Consider the following 21154-nt stretch of genomic DNA (forward strand, 5'->3'; position numbering starts at 1 on the left):
TCGTACAACCGTGCAAGTTGCCTCAAACCCCTCCACCGAGCACTCCCTCCGCCTTCCACTTTAGGTGTAGCGGAAGAATGACGCATTGACCCTGAAACCGAAGGCCCCCTTCCTGCGGATGGATAAGAACGCCCGATTGCTTCGAATTCACGGAACTCCCTCATCCTGAAAATTTTTCGCGAAATCTGCCAAGAAACCGAATGCCCGCCCGACTTGCTTGGTGAAATCGACGGAACATGGAGCTGAGGACCCGCAGCCCCTCCCGCGATTTCGATATCACGACTGCTCCTCAATGAAGAAATCCATCATCATCCCGCTCCTTGGTTTGCTCGGCACTGCTGCGGCACATGCACAAGCCGCCCCCAAGCCGGGATCCATCTCGCCTCTTCTCTTCGAAGCGACCATCACCACCGAAAACGCGCCGCAAGACCAGAACCTGCCACAGGGTTCCAAGCGCCGCACCTTCACCGTGAACTCCGTGCGCTTGGTCAATCGCGACATCCTGGAGGCCATGCGCACCGCGCCGCTTCTCGATGGCACGATCACCGGCTGGAGCATCGCCCGCGTGGCGGATGCAAATGGCGTCGGCAACCTCTACGCCATCAAGGCCGGCAAGACTGCCGTGGCCGTGCCCGCCAACCTGCTCAGTCAGCCGGTGGCTCAAGGCACCGCCACCACCGGTAGCTCGATCATCCCGGCCACCGGCCCGGCACGCCCGAACCTGATCCGCAAGACCTACGCCACCATGGCGGTCAAGCAAGGCTCCAGCACCGCCGCCGGCACGCAGACGATCAAGTTCGGCACGCTCAAGATTGGCACCACCAATCACGTGATCCAGACGCAGATCGATAACTTCAATATCACCGGCGATAGCTTCACCGGCCAAGGCATCATCGCCGGCACCTATCGCACGCAGCGTCCCGCCTTGGGCAACCTCATCGCCCTCTTCCCCGGCGCCACGGTTCCCTAACAGCCTCATTCGTTTCCTCCTCCACCACCCGCCCCGCCGCCCCTCTCCTCTGGGACCGGCGGGGCCCCTTGCTCCTCTTCCTCCCGATCTTGGCCACTGCACTTCTCCAATGACTTCTCCGCTTACCCCTATGAAAAGACTGTTTCTCCTTCTCGGTCTCGCTGCATGGGTCGCCCTGATCGTGCTCCTTCCTCCCAAGGGCCATGACGACAACTCCAAGGCTTCTTCTTCCGCTCCCCAAAGCCTGAAGACTGCGCGCAGCAATCGCACCGCCCCCTCTAAGACGGACGCAGTCGCGCAAAAGGAAGAGGATGATGCGAAGCCAGCAAGCCTCGACGAACGCCGCGAGGATGCCCACACCATCATCGATGCCGCCGTGGTCACCTACTCGCCGGAAGGCGTGAAGGCGATCCGCCCCTTCCTTCTCGATACGGATGCCGAGATCCGCGCCGCCGCCCGTGATGGCATGGTCCAGCTCGGCGAAGCCGATGCCGTCCCGCTCCTGCGCGACGCCGCCTCGAAGCTGAAGGACACCACGGAGATCGCTTCCCTCCAGGAAGCCGCCGATCTGCTGGCCCTGCCCGCATGGTCGGACACTCCCGAGGCTGCGGCAGTGGTCGCGGATATCCGCGCTGGGATGGAACAAGAGCAGTGAAGGGCGCAGTGAACGAAGCAAGGTCCATCGAGCCGTCCGGCAATTGGTTGGCAGAGGTTCTCGTCCGCTACGAGAAGCCTCTCCTCAAGCACGCCTATGGCCTGTGCTCCGACCGAGAACTCTCACGCGATGCGGTGCAGGAAACTTTTTTCCGCCTGATCCGCACCCGCGAAAAAGGGATGCCGGAAAACATCACCGCCTGGCTCTTCACCGTCTGCCGCAACGTGCTCACCGATCACATGCGCCGTCAGAAGGTCGTGCAATTCGGCTGGGACCTCCCCGACGTGGAAGACGATTCCGACTCTCCAATCCATCAGCTCGCCAAGGGTGAACGCGAGGAAAAGCTCGCCGCCATGGTTGCCGAGCTCCCCGAGCGCGAGCGCGAACTGGTCCGCCTGAAATTCCAAGTCGGCCTCAGCTACAAGGAGATCGAGGAACTCACCGGCATCTCCCAAGGCAACATCGGCTACTTTCTCCACAAGGCGGTGAAGGAGCTCAAGGACCGCTGGCAGCGCGAAGGAGGTGAAGGATGAGCCCGAGCGATCCCTTCGAAGATTTCCTGGAAGACGCGCTCGGCGCTCCCGACTTCGAACTCGGGCACGAAATGCGCCGCCGCCTGCTCGCGGCCGCCGTCGCCGGCGATACAGCCGCAGTGACTTGCGACAATGTGGTCCCCATGGATCGCGCCGACCCCGATGCCGCCGCCGGTTTCGCATGGCTGGTCGGCGAGGCCCCGGCTTCCACCGCCCTGATGTCCCGCATGGCAGCGGACCATACTTTTCTGGAGACGCTCGACAGCGAGCGCTGCTTCCTCCGCACGCTCCGTGCCGCGCTCCGGCGCAGTGCCGCGGCGGCAGTCCCCGCCCCTGCCCGGCGCTCTTGGGTCCCGGCGGCGGCCATGTCCGCCGCCGCTGTCCTCGCCTTGGCCGCTGGGGCGATCTTCTGGAGCCCCGGTAGCCAGCCCGCCACCGCGACAGCCGTGGCCGCGGCGGAACCGGCCCTCGACCGGGCCTCTTCGGCCCCCGACCCCGGCCTTTTTTCCGCGGAAAAGCCGGCCCTTATCTCCAGTGCGACCCCTGATTCCGGAGACTCCGGAGCGTCTGCCGCTGGCGGCGCTGCCTCCCTCCCGGAAGCTGAACTCGCCGGCCTGAAGTTGCCCGCGCACCCCGAGCCACAAGGCACCGGACGCTCCGTCGCGCTCGACGATCCTTTGCTGGAAGCCGTTCAGCCGCTGGGATCCGCCCTCGCATTCGCGGCCAAGGACGAAGTCCTGCCTGAGCCGATGCTCGCAATGCTCGGCGGTGGCCTGAACGATAGCGGCAGCGGAATCGGGATGGATTCTTCGTCCGAGGGTATGCTCGCATCCCTCTCAGGGAACTCCATGCACTCCTTCACGGGCGGCATGGGCAGCATCGGTGGTGGCGGACTCCCGAATGGCGCTGCCCTGATCGGTAGCACCGGTCCCACTGGCGGCAAGGAGGGCACGATTCCGGAGCCTGGTGGCGCCCTGCCGGTCATGATCGGCTTCCTGATTCTGCTCCTCCGCCGGCCGGCACGGCAGGGGTAAGTGAGGCAAGGCGGCCCCGCAAACCCTTGTTGCATAAGGGTTCTACGACCTAACACCGCTTGCAGCGCCTGGGAATCCTTTATCCCACAAGGGCTCAGCGCCCCCTTGGGGAAATCTATCAGCTGCGATCCCTTGTGCCACAAGGGATCTACGGGGTCGCGTAGGAGCGCCTCACGCGATTGCGTGATGCACGGTAATTCAGAAACGTGAATAGTGAGGGGCGTCAAAGGTTACTCACTCTCACTTCTCCACCCCATGACCACTCAAGAGCGCATCAACCAGCTGACCAACGCTGCCCTTCGTTCCGCCCCGCCGTCCGCCACCGCACCGAAGCCGGTGACCTACATGCCGTCCTTCGACGAGCTGAAGGGCGTCCAATACTCCAGCAACCCGGCTGCCGCTCCCGCCGCCAAGGCCGCTCCCGCAGCGCCGATCGCTGTTGCCGCTCCTGTTTCCTCTCCCGCCCCCGCCGCTGCTCCGGCTCCCGCCGCCCCAGTCCTTACCGTGGTCAAGGATGTCCACGAAAGCGATCCGGAGCTGAAGGATATGCTGGATTCCCGCGATGGCAGCCGCAAGAAGCGCGAGAAGCGCAACAACCGCCTGGCCACCGCCGCCCTGCTGCTCCTCGTCGTCTCCGGCGGTAGCTGGCTGACCTTCTCGCCCACGGCCCGGGCCAAGATGAACACCCTCGTCACCGCCGTGAAACAAAGCGGCAAGGACGTAAAGTCCCTCGGCTCGATCATGGGCACCTACGAGAAGCAGCTCGACAAGGTCGCCGTCCAAGGCGCCCGCGTGGATGCCGCCGCTCTGGCCCTGGGCGTGGATCCCAAGGGCGATGCCTCCGCCCAGGACGCGTCCATCGCCGCCGGCATGAAGGACCTGACCGGTGAAGGCGGCGGACCGACCGTCCAAGAGCGCGATGCCAAGCTTCAGCAGAAATTCGGCGTCGTCAGCAAGCTGGCCAAGGGCATGGCTCCCAAGACCCAGAAGGCCGAGTCTGACGTGCAGTTCTAAGCGGATCCGCGAATCCGCCCGGAAGCAGGCCCTCTCATCCTGTCCCTTTCCGTCCTCTCCCATTTTCTCCCCTGTTCGATTTTCCCCTTTCGCAGCTTTTGCTGGCGTCGTCCGCCCGGACCTTCTCAACCCGGGCAGATGAACTCTCACCGCCAGTCGGAGCGCTCGCGTCTCTCCCCTAGGAACACTTTTACCCCGGAGTCCAGACTGTCGTAGTCCCGGCAGTCCACCCACGCCCCAGCACCGCGGCATCGTTTGTCCGCCTGCCCTACCCCGCCATGCCCGGTCCCGACTGACCGGCCTGGCACCACCTGACAAGGGAAGCGGCATGCCTTGCCCCGAGGTGCGCACACCTGCCCAGCCAACCCCCGGCTGGTCCGGTGTGCCCCCTTCCCGAGGCCCGCAAGTCCTTGCGCACCACTGCACAAGCTACGCAATCCCGTGGGTTGTTCCACGCGAAGGCGTAATACCGGTAGGGGTCGTTTTCTGAATAATGGTCATCGTTACAAGCTTCTACCTGACCATGAGCATTCAAGAACGAGTCAACGAACTGGCCAACGCAGCTCTCCGCTCCGCCCCTCCTTCCGCCGGTATTCCGAAGCCCGCCACCTTCATGCCTTCCTTCGAGCAAATGCGCAGCGCGGACTCCACCGCCGCGAAGCCTGCCGTCCAAGTGCCGGCACAACGCATCAGCATCGCACTGAATGCCTTCGATCTGGCTTTCGCTTCCGCCACTCCCGGCCAAGGCTGAGCCCGGGTAAAATCAGGTTCTCTCCCCAGTTTGGCTGCAGTCTCAGGCGGCCCTTCCGTTAGGTGCGCGGATCGATTTTCGAACGCACCTCCTCCAAGAGGCGAGGATTAGCCTCCAGCGAATCCGCAATGGCGCGGATCACCGCCAGGGTCGGGCGGGAGACATGGTGCTCCATCCCCTCCACATCCCGATAGATGGTGTCCTCTTCCAGGCCGAAGAGCCGAAGGAATCGGGTGAGTGTTTCGTGGCGGTCGATGATTGCCTTGGCAATGCGATGACCTTCGTCGGTTAGGACGGTGCCGCGGTACTTTTCGTGTTTCACCAGCCCCTCGTTGTCGAGTCGGCGCAGCATGTTGGTCACGCTGGCCTGGGAGATGCCGAGGTTCTTCGAGATGTCGACCGCACGTGCATAGCCCTTGCTCTCGATCAGATGCAGGATCTGCTCGAGATAATCGTCCATGGCGACGGAGCCGCTGGTGCGCTGGGATCGGGCGGGCACGGGGGAAGTGGAAGGCCGCGAAGATGAAGTGACAAGGAGAAGTCGCGCAAGCCGCAAGTTAGGTGGGGAACAGCGGACAGTATCGGGATTTTTACCGACATTCTCCGGGCGCGGGCGACAAGGAGATGCGTGACTTACGTGTCACCATTCAAAGGACGATAGAGTGTAACACGCGTATTCAGGGTGGCACTGCACCTCGCTTGCTTGCCCTGGGCTATCGCTCCTTGGGGCACTAAAAGCTACTTCCCGAAGAGTTCTTCGCGGAGGAGTGGCTTGTTGGATTCGCTGTCCCAATAGGCGAAACCGGCTTTCCAGTCCCACATGGTCCAAGGGATCTTGCGGTGCTCGGTGGCGGTGCGGAAGTCGCGGATATAGCGCTTGCGGCTGGCGGGATCGGCATTGCGGACCGCGCCGAATTCGCCGGCGTGGATGGGGCGGCCGAAACGGGCGGACCATGCCATGGCATCATCCAGCAGATCCTCGATGACGCGGCTACTGCAAGGGTTGTCCTTGCCCTTGGCGGTATTGTAGTCCTTCAGCCATGCGGCGATACCGGCATTCTCACGGAGGGATTCCGGGATTGCCACGGGGACCGCGGGCGGGCCGGGGTACGAGATTCCCCGTAGGTCCTGGTAGCCGACCCAAGCCGCGCCCTGGTGGGTGAATTGGAAGGGTTCGTAGCTGTGGATGGTGACGATGATGCGGTCGTCGTTGTCCGGCAGGAAGAAGCGGTCGAGTCCCGCGACGCCAGCCCACTGCGGCGGATCCGCGAGCAGGATGCGCTTGGAATCTATCCCGCGGATCGCGGCGATGGCTTCGGCATGGACGGAGGTGAGAACCTCATGATCGAGTGCGCCGTTGGGCTCGTTGGCGAGTTCGAGGTAGAGCTGCGGTGGCCAGTCCTTGAAGTGCTTGGCGATGACTTGCCAGCCGGAGGCGAAGGCTTGGCGCGCGGCCTGCGGGTCCTTGTAGAGCTCCTCGAAGTGCTGCCAGTTCACGATCACCGAGAGCTTCTTTTCCAGCGCGTGCTTGAGCAGGGCATCAAGATCCGTGATGAAGTCCGGCTTGATCGCGCCGTTCTCGAGGTAGTACTGCCATGCGATCGGAACGCGGATGTGGTCGAAACCCTCGGCGGCGATGCGATCGATGTCGGTCAGGTCATACTTCACGCCCCAGGTGCCGGGCGCGGCTTCCCAGCCATTGCCGAGATTCACGCCGCGCTTGAGGGCGGCGCAGGCTTTGTGCGCGGGGGTGTCATGGCCCAGGTTTGCGGGTGCCTTGAAGCCGGGCGTCACCGCAGCGCGGGCGTAGAACTTGAGTGTCACTGGCAGGCCGGACTTAACCGACAGCTTGGCGATGAGCGGGCGCCCATGCCAGGAGGCACCGCAGGACTTGCCCTGGCGGGCCTCATTGCCGGGTGCCAGTGGCCAAGTCCCGGCGATAGGATAGGGTCGCCATGGTGACTCCCAGTTCTGCGGTTTGCCGTCGCTGCCGCTCAGCTCGAAGCCACCATTCTGGACCTCCGAGCCCGTGGCGGAGAAATCATCCCAGAGGATTTCTTGCTGATAGAGTTGTCCGGGCTTCGCCTCCGCCCAGGGGCCGTTCAGGTCGAGTTCCACGCTGCCATCGTGACCCGGTGTGAACTTCAGCGTGAACTCGCGCCAGTCCCACCAGCGGACGGGAAAGCGAATGTCGCTCAGGCGCTCGCGTTTCTCCGGCGTGTCCTCGAAGTCGCCGCGGGAGATTTCACCTTGGGAGATGGTGACATCGCGGAGGGGGGCGGCATCTGCAGGCACGCGGAGGAACATACGGGCCTCCGCGGGCATGCGGGGGACGAATTCTTCCTCCGCGTGGAGCGGGAGAAGCAGGGCGAGAGGGAGCAGGAAACGCATGAGTGGAGCTGGTTTTGTTTAACCGCAAAATCCCGCGAAACACGCGAAATTTGGAAGGCAGGAAGAACGCAGCTGGAGCACTAGCGACCACTCCTTCCTCGGCGCAGCCGCAAACTGGCGTGGACCGGAGGTCAACCACGGATGAAAGGCAAGGAAGATGGGAGGCACCACGAATCGGACGAATCCGACGAATGAAGAAGGAGGCTACTCTGCGCAGCGGGTTACGCCACCCATCGAGGAGGATGCGGTGGGTGGAGATGCTAGGGTTTGCGGGGAGTTGCTGGCACTCTCGGACAGAATCCGCTGCCCCGAGAAATGACGCCCGGAGAGCGACACTCCTTCAGCTCGGCTTCACCTGCCGCAAGGCGGGGACCATGGCAAGCCAGGTGCTGAGCATGGCGATGAGGAAGGCGAAGCTGATGGAAGGGACTTGGAAGACTTCCTTCCAAGCATCGAATCCTTGCTTGTGGACCTCGATGGATCCGGAGATGCCGAGAGCGAGGACGCCGAGGCCGGCGAGGAGGAAGACGGCGCGGCCCATGCGCGATTCGTTGGTGAAGACCAGAGAAAAGGGCAATGCCGCGGCGAGCATGGTGCCACCAGCAACGGCGAGATCCATGCCCGCGGCAAAGAAGCCGCCGAACATGAGTGCGATGCCTCCGAAGAAAAGGAAGCCGACCACCAAGCCCTCCACCTTCTCGCCGCGGTCCAGTGACATGCGGGCGATGGGGTCCTTCATCACCAGGCAATTCGCGATGCCGGAGGCGAGCCAGCTACCGAAGAGGAAAAGGTAGTAAATCAGGAAGACCGGCAGCACGAGGGCCGGATTGATCGATTGGGCGATGGTGCGGATGATCCGGAAGCCGAAGACGATGCCGATGATGATGAAGGTCCGGTTCTGCTCGCTGAAGCGCTGGAGGAAGAAGGCCCAGCGCAAGAAGAGGCGGTAGAAGCCGGAGCGGGCGCGATAAGATTCCTTCAAGCCCTCGCGGGCGTATTTCATCTCGGGATTGAGGCGCAGCGCTTCCTTGAAGAAGTTCTCCGCTTCCTTCACCTGATGGCGCTGTAGAGCGGCCCATCCGGCATTCGCGAAGGAGAAGGCATTGTCCGGATCGCGCGCGAGGCGGCGGCGGGACTCCTGCTCGGACTCATCCAACTTCTTCTGCAAGCGTAGTACATGCGCGAGCAGGTTCGAGGCGGTCTCATCATCGGCATCCAGCTCCAGCGCGTGGCGGGCGGATTGCTCGGCCTCGGCCCAACGGTGGAGACCGCAGAGGGCGAGGGTCTTGGCGTTCCAAGAATAGACATCCTCGGGGTCGATGGCGATGGCGGACTCCGCGAGGGGCAGCGCTTCCTTCTCGCGGTCGAGCATCGAGAGGATGCGCGATTGCAAGGCCTGGGGGAATGGGTCGTTGGGCAGCAGGCCGGTGGCCTTGCGGGCGTCCTCGAGCGCGAGGGCCTTCGCGCCTTCCATCTCCATGCGGTTCAGGGCCAGCTCGATGAAGGCACTCGGGTCGTCGGGATACTGGCCGAGGTGCGAATGGAGCATGGCCACCGCTTCTTCATGACGGCGGTGCTGGCGCAGCATCTGGGCGCGGGAGAGAATGGTGCTCATTGGAACGAATCAGGAAGAGGGTTGGCGATGCGGGAAGCATCCACCCGGAACTTCAGGTGAGGATTGCTTCTCCCGTGCTTCATCCGCCTCAAGGCGGGACTACATACCCTTGGATTCCGGCTCATTTCTTGAGTCCGAGATACACCAGCACGTCATCGTAGAAGCCGCTCTGGTTGGCGTAGAGCGCATGGTTCTTCGCGCTCTCGAACCACTTGCGGGTGGAGGGCTTCACATCCTTGGCGGCCTTCGCCAGCATCTTGCCGCTGACGGGGATGAGGCTACCCTTTTTCATCGCCTCCGCGAGGGCTGCCTCGGTGGCGAGGTCGAAGACGGCCTTGAGGTCGGCACCGGAGAAGCCTTCGCAACGCTTGGCCAGATCCGCCGGATCGAAGTCCGCGAGCGGCTTGCCCTTGGCATGAATCTTCACGATGTCCTCGCGCGCGGCGGTATCCGGCGGCGGGACAAAGATGATGCGATCGAAGCGGCCGGGACGCAGGAAGGCGCCATCGAGATGCCAGGGGGCATTGGTCGCGCCGAGGATCAGGAGGCCGTCATTCGCGGAGTTCGCGCCATCGAGTTCGCTGAGGAACTGGTTGATCAGATTGCGGCCCGCGGAGTGACGCAGGTCGCGGCGGTCTGCAGCAAGGGCATCGGTCTCATCGAAGAACAAGACGGCGGGAGCGGACTTGCGCGCGAGTTCGAAGATCTTGTGCAGCTTCTGCTCGGACTCGCCAATATACATGTCGAGCACCTGATGCAGGCCGACGGAAAAGAAGGCGGCATCGATCTCCCCTGCCGTGGCGCGGGCCATGAGGGTCTTGCCGCAACCGGGCGGACCGTAGAGTAGCACGCCGCCGCCTGCCTTCTTCCCATAAGCGGCGAAAAGGTCGGGATTCTTCAGCGGATGGATGATCTTCATCCGGATGTCGTCCTTCACCTTGTTCATCCCGCCGACGCCATCGAACTTGATATCGGCGCGCACGCGGAACTCGAGATCGAGATCACGGGCCGCCACGGCATCCATGCCTTCGAAGGGATTGCCATCGTCATCGTCCTCCTCCTCACGGATGGTACCGGCGGAAGTCATGGCGACCTTCTTGTTGCCACCGGCCTTGAGGATCGCCTGCAGGAGTTCGTCATCCGCCTGCGAGCGATCGAGATCGACGGCAGTGTCATAGAAGGCACGGGCCGATGCGCCATCGCCTTCATCGAGCGCGATGCGGGCGCGAAGCATCCAAGCGGCGGCGAGGCGCGGTTGCTTGGCGCAGAGTGCTTCCAGGCGAACCATCGCTTCCGAGCTTTCCCCGGCGAGGTCGAGCAGGCGCGCGATCGCGACCAAGGCCTCGCCATGGTCCGGCTGCAGGACCAGCACGCGATCGAAGCAATCGCGGGCATCCGCAAGCTCGAAGCGGTCCTCGTGCAGCTTCCCGACCAGCATGAGCAGCGGGATATTCTGGGGAGACGCGGCCAGCGCGACCTTCAGGGCATCCAAATCCATGCCTCGGAGGAAAGCGGAGCGAACGGGGGAAGCAAGGCTAAGGACTTGGAATTTAGCCGTAAAGTGGCGTGAAACCGTGAAATTTCAGTGAAGGGAAAGCCCGGTTAGGAGAACGCGATGCCCAGACGCTCAGGAATCTGCTTGAGAGGAACTAGTCCCACAAGGTGTCCCCCTTTGTGCACCGCCGCGAACGGGAACATCGCCCGTGCGCCATCAAGTCATACACCCTCACTCCCCACCCTTCACCTCAGCGAGCTTGGCCTTCAGCTCCTGCATCTTTTGCGGGAAGGTCTCGGCGAGGTTGTCGGACTCGGAGGGATCCTTGCCGAGGTTGATGAGGCGGTCCGGCACTTTGCCCTTCGGGCCCGCGGGGATGAACTTCCAGTTGGCCATGCGGATCGCGAGCTGGCCGGAGTGTTCGATGTTGTATTCGCGGCCTTCTTCGGACTCGCCCAAGAGCGCGGGCAGAACGTCCTGGCTGTCCGGGAAATTCCCATCGCCGCCGGTGAGGGTGGCGAAGCTCTTGGCGAAGTCGATCTGGTTGACGATCGCGCTGCTCTTCTGGTCCGGCTTCACGCGGGCGGGCCAGCGGACCAGAAATGGCACGCGGGTGCCACCTTCGAGGATGCTGTATTTGCCGCCGCTCCAGGGGCCCGCAGGCTTGTGCGTGCCGAGCTTCTCCTGGGCTTGATCCTTGTAGCCATCGTCGATCACCGGACCATTGTCGCTGGTGAAGATGAGCAGCGTGTTCTCCGCGAGCTTAAGCTCATCTAACAGGCGAAGAACTTCCCCCACTTGCCAGTCGGCTTGCACGATCGCATCGCCGCGCGGGCCCATGCTGGTCTTGCCAACGAAGCGCGGATTCGGCACGCGCGGCACGTGGATATCGTGCATCGCGAAGTAGAGGAAGAAGGGCGCGTCCTTCGACTCGCGGATGAAGCGCAATGCCTGGCCCGCGAGGTGATCCGCCATCTCTTCGTCATTCCACAGGGCCTTGGTGCCGCCCTTCATGTAGCCGATGCGGCCAATGCCATTGATGACCGCCATGTTGTGGCCCTGGCTCCAGTCCATCTTGAGTGAGGCGCGATCCTTCACGCCATTCGGCAGGCCTTCGTAGCCCTTGAAGCCTTGCTTGTAGGTGACCTCAATGGGATCCGCGGGATCGAGGTTCTGAACCTTGCCATCCTCGATGAAGACGCAAGGCACGCGGTCGCCGGTGGCGGCCATGATGTGGGAGAAGTCGAAGCCGAGTTCGCGCGGCGAGGGCTTGATCTCCTGGTTCCAATTCACGCCCTCCTTGCCGCCGAGGCCGAGGTGCCACTTGCCGACCGCACCGGTGCGGTAGCCGGCCTTCTTCAGCATCGCCGGCAGGGTCGGCTTTGCGGGATCGATGATCATCGCAGCATCGCCCGGAAGGACGCCGGTGCCTTGCTGGCGCCAGGCATACTTGCCGGTGAGCAAGGAGAAGCGCGAGGGCGTGCAGGTCGAGGAAGTGGCGTAGCCGGAGTTGAAGTTGATGCCCTCCTTGGCGATCCGGTCGATGTTGGGTGTCTGCACCGCGGTCGCGCCATTGCAGGAGACATCGCCCCAGCCGAGGTCGTCGGCGTAAATGAGGATGATGTTCGGCTTGTCCGCGGCGTGGGCTGCGGAGATCGCGATGATGGCGAGGAGAGCGGAGCGGAGCATGACTTGGTCGATACGGTGAGGAGCGGAGAAGCGATCAGGGCACGGCGCAAAACTGACCGAAAACCCGATTTTCATGATCGGAATGTGACGAAATCCCCGAGTGTTACACGATCTTTCTCCGCAAGCATGCTCTTGCCCCCTCCGCTCCCAGAAGGCCTACTACTTGAGACCATGAAACCCCTCAGGAAATTCTTCGGCTGCTGCCTTGCGTCCCTGCTCCTCCCGGTCGGCGGAATCGCGCGAGTCCAAGCAGAGCCCGAATACAAGGTGATCAACTGTCGTCCGGCCGAACTCACCGAGAAGGGCAAGAAGAACATCGCCGCCCAACTCGAACGCTGCGGGATCAAGAACTCGAAATGGGCCTTCATTTACAGTCACTTCGATGACACCTACCTGATCTCCCATGGCGAAGATGAGAAGAGCGGCGGCTGGATCCAATTCGACGCTTGGAATGCCAAGGACAAGAAGTGGTCAAGACAAGTCCCGGCCAAGGCCGGGGAGCTGTCCTTCGCCAACAACTATCTGGACTACTTCGTATCTCTGTCCACGAAGGGTCAGGTGAAATGCGAAGTGATCGACGACATGATCAGCGACGCTTGGCTGACCGTCGTAGCCAAGCCGGGCGCTGCTGAAATCACCCTGGCTACACCTGGTAGCCAGAATGCGAACGCGATCTATATCTTCAATCAATTGATGGCCCATGCCTTCGACGAGAAGATCGGCCGTGAGGCCTTCGGTGCCGGACAGATGGAGCAATTGCTCCAGCTTTCCAAGGATCCGGAAGCGGCTATGACCTTGACGAAAGGTTTGGACTTTGCCGTCTGGTTCCCAAAGGAGACTCCCGCTCACGAACTCTTCAAAGGACCTATCCTGAATGAGAAGGTGTCGGAAAAGATCGTGGGGCCTTGAGCTGACAACGCGGCCAAACAGCCCTATCCCCACCACCCGCAGGTCCTATCCTGCTCCGCACAGCAGACGTCCACTTCCAGGAAAGCTGCCTTCACCGCAGCACTCGCCTTGACCGGGCAATTGCAATCACGGCTGAGGTGGCCCAGGACCACGCGGCGCAGGCCACCGGGCACCAACTCCGCGACGAGGGCCGCGGTCTGGGCATTCGAGAGATGGCCGTGGCGCGAGGAGATCCGCTGCTTGGTGGACCAAGGACGCTTCGTGTCTGCCTCTAACAGACCGTCGTCGTAGTTCGCTTCCACGAACAAGGCCTGCACGCCGCGCAGGCGCTCGGTGATCAGCTTGGTCACGTGGCCGGTGTCGCTCAGAAGACCGAAGGCCTTCTCTTCGTGGCGGAAGGTGAAGCCGACCGGCTCGACAGCGTCGTGCGGCACGGCAAAGGACTGGACCTCCAGACCATTCATGCGGAAGCCGGCACCGGATTCGAAGATCTTCCACGAGGCGGTATCCACGCCGCCGTCGCGCACGACCATCGCGGTGGAGGGCGTGGCATAGACAGGCACCGCGAGTTGCTTCATCAGCACGCGCAAGCCCTTCACGTGGTCGCCGTGCTCATGCGTCAGCAGCACTGCGGTGATCGAGGCGGGGTCCACGCCGCAGGACTTCATGCGGTCGGTGAGTTGCTTGGCGGAGAGCCCGGCATCGACGAGCAGGCGAATGCCGCCGGCCTCCACGACCGCCGCATTCCCCCCACTGCCGCTGCCAAGGACGATGAACCGCACGGGCACGCGGTAGCAAAGGGGTCGCAAGTAGCAAGTAGCGAGTGGTGGTGGCTGGAAATTTGCGGCGGCAAACCTTGGGACTCCGATCCCACTGGTATGTAGTCCCGCCTTCAGGCGGAAGAAGCTACGCGAACTGCCGCTTCTCCCCAAGGCCCCCGGGATGTGGATCCGCCGCCAGAACTGCTTCGTCCGCCTGAAGGCGGGACTACATACCCTTGGAGCCCTGCCTCACCCCGGGCTCGAAACAGCATGGGAGCGTCCCCCTCCCTTCTTGCCTCTTGCACCCCGCTACTCCAAACTCCTCCCGTGAGACACATCCGCGTCATCCACCGGCTGCGCACCTTGCTGGCGCTGCTGGTGTTTGCGGCGATGGTCGCGGCTGGGGGCGGCCTCTACTGGGCGAACCAGACCGGGCTGCCGGATTCATGGCGCGGCGAGATCGAGAAGGCACTCGAATCCAAGGGCCTGTATGCGGATATCGGCCAACTCCGCTACTGGCCGCTGCAGGGCGTGGAGGCGGATGAGGTGAAGGTCTATGCCGATGCCAGCCGCCAGCGGGTGGTAGCCCATGCCAGCGAGGTGATTTTCGGGCTGGATCGCACGAAATTGGCCCGCGGAAGCGTCCGCGTGGAACGCCTCGACCTTCGTGGGGGCACCCTGACCCTACCGATCGATCCGGATGATCCGAATACCAAGGTGCTGGAGGTCAAGAACGCCAGCGGCCGGGTGCTGATGCCCGGCGGACGCCGTTTGGAAATACTGGATGCGCGCGGCGAGGTCAGCGGCGTGCGCTTGGAATTCGAGGCTCTCCTGCTCGGCTACCGCCAGCGCCTTTCGCCACCTCCGCAGGATCCGAATGCCGAGCTGCAGCGCCGCCGCTTGCTTTCCCAAGTCATCGGCCTGCTGGAACCGTGGCGCTTCGAGGAGGGCAAGCCGCCGGTGATCCGGATGCGCGTGGAGGGCGATCTGGACGACCAGAAGTCGGTGCGCGCCGATGTCTATCTCAGCAGCGGCGCCCTCGAGCGCGGCGACATCCACATCAGCCGCGTGGAGGCCCGTGGCGAGATGCGCGGGCGCCTGCTGGTGCTCGATTCCCTTGATCTCGAAGATGGGGCGGTCGCCTGAAGGGCCGCATGGAATACGACCTCTCGACCCGCTCGGCGCGCTTTGAGATGCGCTCGAACCTGGATCTGCCGCCGATCCTGCGCGCGATCGATGCCGGCGGCCTGCTGCGCGAGGTCGGCTTCCAATCGCGCCCGGACCTGAATGCCGGCGGCCACATCGAGTGGCCGATGAACGCGCCGCCGACCTTCCACATCACCGGCCACCTCGCGGCAGACAATGTGAGCTACGCGCGCCACACCGCCAGCCGCCTGGAGAGCGATGTCTCCTTCGATGGCAAGAACCTCTTCCTCGACAACTTGATCGCCAAGCGTCCGGACGGCCAGCTCAAGGCCCGCCTGCTGGTGAAGGACGACGAGATCCGGTGGTCCGCCGCCGGCAATCTCAAGGCCAGCGTCTGGAAGGACTTCTTCGACAAGGTGCCACTGGGCAAGGTGCTGAACGACTTCTCCGAGCGCGACAACACCACGGTGGATGGCAGCGTGGAGGGTCACGCCAGCCGCAGCGATCCCCATGCCTGGGGCGTGACCGGCACGGTGAAGGCTACCCACATGGCCTACAAGGGCACGCCCTTCAACCGCGCCCAAGTGAGCATGAAGCTCGACCACGACTTCCTCGATTTCACTGATGGTACCGTGGAGTTCGACTACAGCAACTATGCCATGCGCAAGGCCCACGGCGGCCCGTTGACCGGCAAGGCCAAGGTCGATCGCGTGCGTTACAACCGCGAGCCGTCGACGCTCACGCTGGAAGGCATCGAGGGCAACTTCTGGCCGGCCCCGGTGCTGCGGATGTTCCTGCCGAATGTGGCCGATCATTTGGAGGAGTATGGCTTCCACAATCCCCCGGCGCTCAGCGGCAGCGGTACTATCGGCCTGATGAAGGCGCAGCAGAAGACCGACTTCAAGGTCCACGGCTCCACCCCGGGCAAGGTCAGTTACCACTTCGCCGGCCAGGACCTCTTGCTCGACGGGCTGGAGACGAACGTGCGGGTCAAGCCCGGCCGCACCGAGGTGCGCGACCTCGCCTTCAGCCTCTTCGATGGGCCGCTGCGCGCGAACTTCGATGTCATCTATGGCGACGGCGAGGGCCAACACGTGGATGGCGAGATCGATTGGACCCACTTGAGCCTGCCCGAGCTCTCTACCGCCTGCGGCTTCGACAAGCAGGCCAAGGGCTTCGTTACCGGCCGTATGAACTTCCAGCAACAGGCTGGCAAGGAGGCCGCCGGCCTGAATGGCGAAGGCCACATCGCGCTGGAGGAAGGCGAGCTCTTCTCCGTGCCGATCTTCGGACCGCTCTCACCGTTGCTCGCCGCCGTGGTCGACCGCAAGGCCGGCTTCCAGCAGGCGACCGAGGCCTTCTGTAGCTTCAAGGTGAAGGACGGCGTGCTCAGCACCCGGGACTTCTACACCGACACCTCCTCCATGACCTTCACCGGCGACGGCACCGCGGACCTCAACCGCAAGACCCTGGACATGACCATCCGCATGAATGCCCGCGGCTTCCTGGGTCTCATCACCCTGCCGCTCAAGCCGGTGGTCGATGGGCTGTTCCAATTCCGCGGCACCGGCCCGCTCAAGCAACCGAAGTGGGACAACGTGATGTTCACTTCCCCGCCGGATGATGAGAACGACAAGCTGCTCAAGCCCCCGAAGGCCCGCTTGAGGCTGGCACCAAACCGGAGGTGAAGACCTAGCACGACTTCACCAAGCCAAGCAGCACGCCGCATCCGCAGCCTCCAGCTCGGCCAGGTGTTCTGGCTCCTTTCGCGCCCCCCTCGCGCGCGGTAGTGGCACTCGCATCCCGCCAGAACGACGGTATCCCGCGCACGAAAGCGCCAGTAGCAGAAACAGGATGCCCCACCAGTGGGACGTGAATGAAATACCAAACTTGAAAGATGGACCCCGAACCCGGGAAGCGTTGGAATTTTGACCGCATACATTCCAACTTGGAAGCCTAAACTTTCCCTTGGGGATCCGAATTTCCCCAACAGATCATTCCTTGCGCCCTCCCGGAGGACGTGCCAGCTTCAGGGGCAGGGGCGACTGCCGTCCCGAGCATCATCATTCTGTTTATTTCCAACCACTCCTACCGCCATGTCAGACTCTTTCGCCAATTCCCTCGACCCGAGCGCGAACGGTCCCTCCGTGGGCCAGGCCGCCAATGATCTCCGCGCCGCCGCCGGCGAGAAAGCCAAGGAACTCGGCGATCAGGCCAAGGCCTTGAAGGACAAGGCCGCCGAATCCGTGCAGCACTTCAAGGACGTGGCGACCGAGAAGGCCAGCCACCTCAAGGAAGTCGCCAGCGAGAAGGCCCTCGCCTTCAAGAGCGCCGCCGCCGAGCGCGCCGAGCAGCTCAAGGAGGCTGCCGGTGAGCGCGCCCGCCAATTCCGCACCGTCGCGGATGACCAGTGGCGCGAGACCCGCGACAAGGCCAAGGAAATGCACATCACCACCGAGGACTACATCCGCCAGCACCCGACCCGCTGCGTGGTTGGTGCCCTTGGCATCGGTTTCGTGATCGGCCTGCTCGCCCGCCGCTGAATCGCATCGATCTAGCACGGAGATTCAGGATCACCCGTGAAACGCTCCCCACAGGGCGCGTTCACGGGTCCTTTGACCCCCATGAGCGAGTTCCCTGAACCGGATCCCTACACGTCCCCCCCCCCTCGTGGCGGGAGTCGGCGGTCGAATTCGTGTCGGCGCGCCTCGAGCTGATCGCCTTCGAGGCCAAGGAGGCCAAGAAGCACGCCGCCGGTCGCGCCGCGCTGTTGGTGATCATCCTCGGCAGCGCGGGGATCGCTTATCTGACGATTCTCGCCGGGGTGATCGGTTGGATTGCCTCTGCCGGCGTGCCGTGGTATTTCGTCACGCTCGGGGCCGCCTTCCTTCACCTGCTGGTCGCGGGGATTGCCGTGGCTATCATCAAGCGCCCCCTTCCTCCCGCCTTCACTCACACCAAGGCTGAACTCGCCAAAGACCGCGAATGGCTCATCAACAAGAAGAACCCGGGCTCCCGACCCTGATCGCGCGGATTGAAGCCTCGCGCCGCCACGTCGCTGCGGATGTCGCCGAGCTGCGCCACCAGCTTGATGTGCCTGCGCGGGTCAAGCGCTCGGTCAAGGCGAAGCCCGCGGTCTGGCTGGGCGGCTCTCTGGGTGCCGGTTTCCTCGCCAGTCTCCTGCTCAAACGCCGCCGCCATCACCACGCCACGGCCTCCGTCCGCGAGGAAAAGGCCAAGGTAAAGGGCGGCCTCTTCGGCATGCTGCTCGGCGGGGCTTTCAGCATCGCCCGCCCGGCCCTGCAGAACTGGGCCCTGCGCGAGTTCCAGTCACGCTTCGCACAGCCTAGGTATTCACAGGATAAACACCCCTGAGAATAAGCCGCATTTCCCCCTTCCCAACCCCGATTCTTACGCTCTAAAGCACGCCTACATGTCCGAGCACCGTGTCCTCGATCACGTTGACGAATATCTGAAACTCGGCCGCGAGTATCAGTGTTCCGACGTCCATTTGCCGACCGCATTCCCGCCGGCCTGGCGTCGCTATGGCCAACTCCAGCCGATTTGGAATGATCACCCGCCGCTCACCGCAGAGGAAACGGAGCGTCTTGCCCGATCCTTTCTTGGAGAGCGCGAATGGAACCGCTTGCAGGAAAAAGGCGACGTCGACTTCGCTTACTACAACCCCGAGGGCCGTTTCCGCGCTTCGGTGGTGAAGCAGCGCCTCGGCTACGACATGGTCTTCCGGATCATCAATTCCGAGATCAAGACCATGGAGGAGATTGATCTCCCCATCGAGCACTTGGTCCCGCTGACCCGTTACCACAACGGTCTGATTCTGGTGACCGGCTCGGTCGGCTCCGGTAAGTCCACCACCCTGGCCGCCCTGATCGACTTCATTAACCAGGACCGCGAGGACCACATCCTCACCTTGGAAGACCCGATCGAATACGTTTTCGAATCGAAGGGTTGCCAAGTAAACCAGCGCGAGGTCCACACCCACACCGAGTCCTTCGCCAAGGCCCTTCGCGGTGCCCTGCGGGAAGACCCGGACGTCATCATGGTCGGGGAAATGCGCGACCTTGAAACCATCTCGCTGGCCCTCACCGCTGCGGAGACCGGTCACTTGGTGCTCGGCACCCTGCACACCGGCAACGCTCCGCGGACCCTGGACCGGGTGCTTGACGTGTTCCCCACCGACCAGCGCGAGCAGATCCGCATCATGGTCTCCGAATCGCTGCGCGGCGTGCTCTCCCAGCAGCTGGTGCCGCGTGCCGATGGCAATGGCCGGGTGATGGCTCTCGAGCTCTTGGTCAACACCGCCGCCGTCTCCGCTACCATCCGCGATGGCAAAACCTTCATGCTTCCCGGCATCATGCAGACCGGTAAGAACGTCGGCATGATCACCATGGATGAGTCCCTGCGGAAGCTCTACATGAAGGGACTGATCACGCAGGAAGAGACCTACTTCCGCTGCGAGGACAAGATCCAGATGCGCTCCTTCTTCCAATCCTGATTTCGCCGATCCCATGCCACGCATCGACGCTCTTTTCCAATACCTCGTCGCGAACCGGGGGTCCGACTTGCACCTCTCAGAGGGCCAGCCGCCGAAGGTCCGCAAGCACGGCGCCGTCGTCGCCATCCCGGACCAGCCGGTCCTCCAAGGCGATGACTTCAGGCACATGCTTGAGGAGATCTGCGATCCCAAGGCCTTCCAGAAATACCTGGAGACCGGGGACCTCGACTTCGCTTACGCGATGGACGAGGACTCGCGCTTCCGCTGCAACTACCTGAAGCAAAACTACGGCCTCGCCGCGGTCTTCCGCTTGATCCCCACAGAGATCATGTCGTTGGAGTCGCTAGGCGTGCCGGAAGTGGTCAAAAATTTCGGCCAAATCCGCTCCGGCTTGGTGCTGGTCACCGGTCCCACCGGCTCGGGCAAGTCCACCACGCTCGCGGCGCTGCTCGACTACATCAACATCAACTTCAACCGCCACATTATCACGGTTGAAGAGCCGATCGAGTTCGTGCACCGCAACAAGCGCTCGATCATCACCCAGCGCGAGGTGCCGATCCAGACGCCGAGCTTCTCCGACGGTCTGCGCGCTGCCCTGCGTGAAGACGCGGACATCGTGCTGGTGGGTGAGATGCGCGACCTTGAGACCATCTCGCTTGCCCTGACGGCCGCGGAAACCGGCCTGCTGGTCTTCGGCACCCTGCACACCAACAACGCCCGCAAGACGGTTGACCGTATCATCGACGTGTTCCCCGCCGACCAGCAGTCGCAGGTGCGCACCATGCTCGCAGCCTCGCTGCGCGGTGTGCTCGCCCAGCTCCTCTGCAAGCGCGTGGACAAGCCGGGCCGTGTTGCCGTGCACGAGATCATGTTCGCCACCCCGGCGGTCGCCGCCATCATCCGTGAAGGGGCCACCCAGAAACTCTACGACGTCATCACCGGCGGCAAGGGCGAGGGCATGCAGTTCATGGATGAATCGATCTGGAACAAGCTCCAATCCGGCATGATCTCGCCGGAAGAAGCTTACATGAAGGCGATCGACAAAACTCGCTTCAAGAAGTTCCTCTCCGATAAGTCTTCACACCTCGGCGATGCCTCGGGTGAAAGCCCGCTGGAACACTGAGGTTTTCTTCGCAAGGCTTACGATTTACGCAAGGCGGGCTGGTTCAGCCCGCCTTGTTTGTTTTGGGATGGACCTAGAGGAGGTCGGGCCGAGATCCCTCACCCTTCATTCATGTTCACGCGCGCCCATTCGTAGTTGGCAAACCGCCGCCAACTTGTCGTCCTCCCTGTATGAAGAAACGCCTGCGCAAAAAGAAGCACCTGGGAGAGTTCGCCGTGCGCGGCGTGAGTCTGCGCGTGCGCTTCGTCGACGGTTTTGATGAAGCGGCCTTTGACCGCTTCATTGACGACTTCATCGATTGGATCGAAACGAAGGACCTGCAGTTCGGCGGTGGCGGCTCCTATCAAAGCGCGTGGGAAGGCGTGATTGATCCCAGCCCGCAATGGCTGGAAATCCCTTCGGATGTCATCGCAGACTTGGAATCTTGGCTTCGCGCCAGCGGTCAAGTGTCTGGCTTCGAAATCTCGCCTCCCTGGGATCTCTACTACGGCCGCGATCCCTTCGATACGGAAGCGAGCTAGCTTCCCCTCCTCCTTCTGTGAGTTCTCCGTA

Annotated in this window: 21 protein-coding genes; 15 read left to right on the top strand and 6 right to left on the bottom strand. The window is 62.9% G+C overall.

Annotation, left to right across the window (positions count from 1 at the left end; translation table 11 throughout):
• Window positions 1–292: 292 nt before the first annotated feature.
• The 6 genes from BV071_RS09740 to BV071_RS09765 all read left to right on the top strand — a co-directional run bounded on the left by BV071_RS09740 (window position 293) and on the right by BV071_RS09765 (window position 4957).
• Window positions 293–970, top strand: coding sequence for a hypothetical protein (locus BV071_RS09740; RefSeq protein WP_035605662.1), 678 nt, complete (start codon window positions 293–295; stop codon window positions 968–970).
• Window positions 971–1100: 130 nt separating this feature from the next.
• On the top strand, window positions 1101–1625 hold the full coding sequence (locus BV071_RS09745; RefSeq protein ID WP_035605664.1) for a hypothetical protein: 525 nt from the start codon (window positions 1101–1103) through the stop codon (window positions 1623–1625).
• Window positions 1626–1633: 8 nt separating this feature from the next.
• On the top strand, window positions 1634–2158 hold the full coding sequence (locus BV071_RS09750) for a sigma-70 family RNA polymerase sigma factor (RefSeq protein WP_265594278.1): 525 nt from the start codon (window positions 1634–1636) through the stop codon (window positions 2156–2158).
• Window positions 2155–3192, top strand: a complete 1038-nt coding sequence (locus tag BV071_RS09755; RefSeq protein WP_035605679.1) for a hypothetical protein — start codon at window positions 2155–2157, stop codon at window positions 3190–3192. The genes BV071_RS09750 and BV071_RS09755 overlap by 4 nt, the downstream gene beginning before the upstream one ends.
• Before the next feature lie 255 nt (window positions 3193–3447).
• Window positions 3448–4206, top strand: a complete 759-nt coding sequence (locus BV071_RS09760) for a hypothetical protein (protein WP_035605682.1) — start codon at window positions 3448–3450, stop codon at window positions 4204–4206.
• 523 nt (window positions 4207–4729) lie between these two features.
• Window positions 4730–4957 carry a hypothetical protein gene (locus BV071_RS09765; RefSeq protein WP_265594279.1) on the top strand — a complete coding sequence of 76 codons (228 nt, stop codon included), beginning with the start codon at window positions 4730–4732 and terminating at the stop codon, window positions 4955–4957.
• A 58-nt stretch (window positions 4958–5015) separates the two neighbouring features.
• Here BV071_RS09765 and mntR read toward each other — a convergent pair whose 3' ends face one another.
• The 5 genes from mntR to BV071_RS09790 all read right to left on the bottom strand — a co-directional run bounded on the left by mntR (window position 5016) and on the right by BV071_RS09790 (window position 12147).
• Complete coding sequence (gene mntR / locus BV071_RS09770) at window positions 5016–5456, bottom strand: transcriptional regulator MntR (protein WP_265594280.1); 441 nt, start codon at window positions 5454–5456, stop codon at window positions 5016–5018.
• Window positions 5457–5695: 239 nt separating this feature from the next.
• Window positions 5696–7348 carry a glycoside hydrolase family 5 protein gene (locus BV071_RS09775; protein WP_035605692.1) on the bottom strand — a complete coding sequence of 551 codons (1653 nt, stop codon included), beginning with the start codon at window positions 7346–7348 and terminating at the stop codon, window positions 5696–5698.
• A 340-nt stretch (window positions 7349–7688) separates the two neighbouring features.
• Window positions 7689–8963, bottom strand: a complete 1275-nt coding sequence (locus BV071_RS09780) for a hypothetical protein (protein WP_035605695.1) — start codon at window positions 8961–8963, stop codon at window positions 7689–7691.
• A 121-nt stretch (window positions 8964–9084) separates the two neighbouring features.
• A complete protein-coding gene (locus tag BV071_RS09785; RefSeq protein ID WP_035605698.1) occupies window positions 9085–10461 on the bottom strand; it encodes an AAA family ATPase in 1377 nt (458 codons plus the stop codon).
• 228 nt (window positions 10462–10689) lie between these two features.
• Window positions 10690–12147: an arylsulfatase gene (locus BV071_RS09790; RefSeq protein ID WP_035605701.1), complete on the bottom strand. Its 1458-nt coding sequence runs from the start codon at window positions 12145–12147 to the stop codon at window positions 10690–10692.
• 171 nt (window positions 12148–12318) lie between these two features.
• Here BV071_RS09790 and BV071_RS09795 point away from each other — a divergent pair, with 171 nt between their 5' ends.
• Window positions 12319–13056: a hypothetical protein gene (locus tag BV071_RS09795; RefSeq protein ID WP_265594281.1), complete on the top strand. Its 738-nt coding sequence runs from the start codon at window positions 12319–12321 to the stop codon at window positions 13054–13056.
• A 23-nt stretch (window positions 13057–13079) separates the two neighbouring features.
• Here the strand turns inward: BV071_RS09795 and BV071_RS09800 are convergent, their stop codons facing one another.
• Window positions 13080–13838, bottom strand: a complete 759-nt coding sequence (locus BV071_RS09800; protein WP_052573112.1) for an MBL fold metallo-hydrolase — start codon at window positions 13836–13838, stop codon at window positions 13080–13082.
• 306 nt (window positions 13839–14144) lie between these two features.
• Here BV071_RS09800 and BV071_RS09805 point away from each other — a divergent pair, with 306 nt between their 5' ends.
• The 8 genes from BV071_RS09805 (at window position 14145) to BV071_RS09840 (ending at window position 21123) form a co-directional block, all read left to right on the top strand.
• Entirely contained in the window at window positions 14145–14963 is an 819-nt protein-coding gene (locus BV071_RS09805; protein ID WP_035605707.1) for a hypothetical protein, read from the top strand.
• Window positions 14964–14971: 8 nt separating this feature from the next.
• Window positions 14972–16651, top strand: a complete 1680-nt coding sequence (locus BV071_RS09810) for an AsmA-like C-terminal region-containing protein (protein ID WP_035605708.1) — start codon at window positions 14972–14974, stop codon at window positions 16649–16651.
• A gap of 408 nt (window positions 16652–17059) precedes the next feature.
• Window positions 17060–17506 (top strand): DUF883 family protein, encoded by a 447-nt coding sequence (locus tag BV071_RS09815; RefSeq protein ID WP_035605711.1) that lies wholly within the window; start codon window positions 17060–17062, stop codon window positions 17504–17506.
• A gap of 152 nt (window positions 17507–17658) precedes the next feature.
• Window positions 17659–17988, top strand: a complete 330-nt coding sequence (locus BV071_RS09820; protein WP_035605713.1) for a phage holin family protein — start codon at window positions 17659–17661, stop codon at window positions 17986–17988.
• On the top strand, window positions 17949–18338 hold the full coding sequence (locus tag BV071_RS09825) for a hypothetical protein (RefSeq protein ID WP_035605718.1): 390 nt from the start codon (window positions 17949–17951) through the stop codon (window positions 18336–18338). The genes BV071_RS09820 and BV071_RS09825 overlap by 40 nt, the downstream gene beginning before the upstream one ends.
• Before the next feature lie 58 nt (window positions 18339–18396).
• Window positions 18397–19479 carry a type IV pilus twitching motility protein PilT gene (locus tag BV071_RS09830; RefSeq protein WP_035605721.1) on the top strand — a complete coding sequence of 361 codons (1083 nt, stop codon included), beginning with the start codon at window positions 18397–18399 and terminating at the stop codon, window positions 19477–19479.
• Between the two features lie 13 nt (window positions 19480–19492).
• Window positions 19493–20602 carry a type IV pilus twitching motility protein PilT gene (locus BV071_RS09835; RefSeq protein ID WP_035605724.1) on the top strand — a complete coding sequence of 370 codons (1110 nt, stop codon included), beginning with the start codon at window positions 19493–19495 and terminating at the stop codon, window positions 20600–20602.
• A gap of 170 nt (window positions 20603–20772) precedes the next feature.
• On the top strand, window positions 20773–21123 hold the full coding sequence (locus BV071_RS09840; RefSeq protein WP_052573113.1) for a 50S ribosome-binding protein YggL: 351 nt from the start codon (window positions 20773–20775) through the stop codon (window positions 21121–21123).
• Window positions 21124–21154: the final 31 nt, after the last annotated feature.

It is taken from the genome of Haloferula sp. BvORR071, assembly GCF_000739615.1.
Lineage (GTDB): Bacteria > Verrucomicrobiota > Verrucomicrobiia > Verrucomicrobiales > Akkermansiaceae > Haloferula.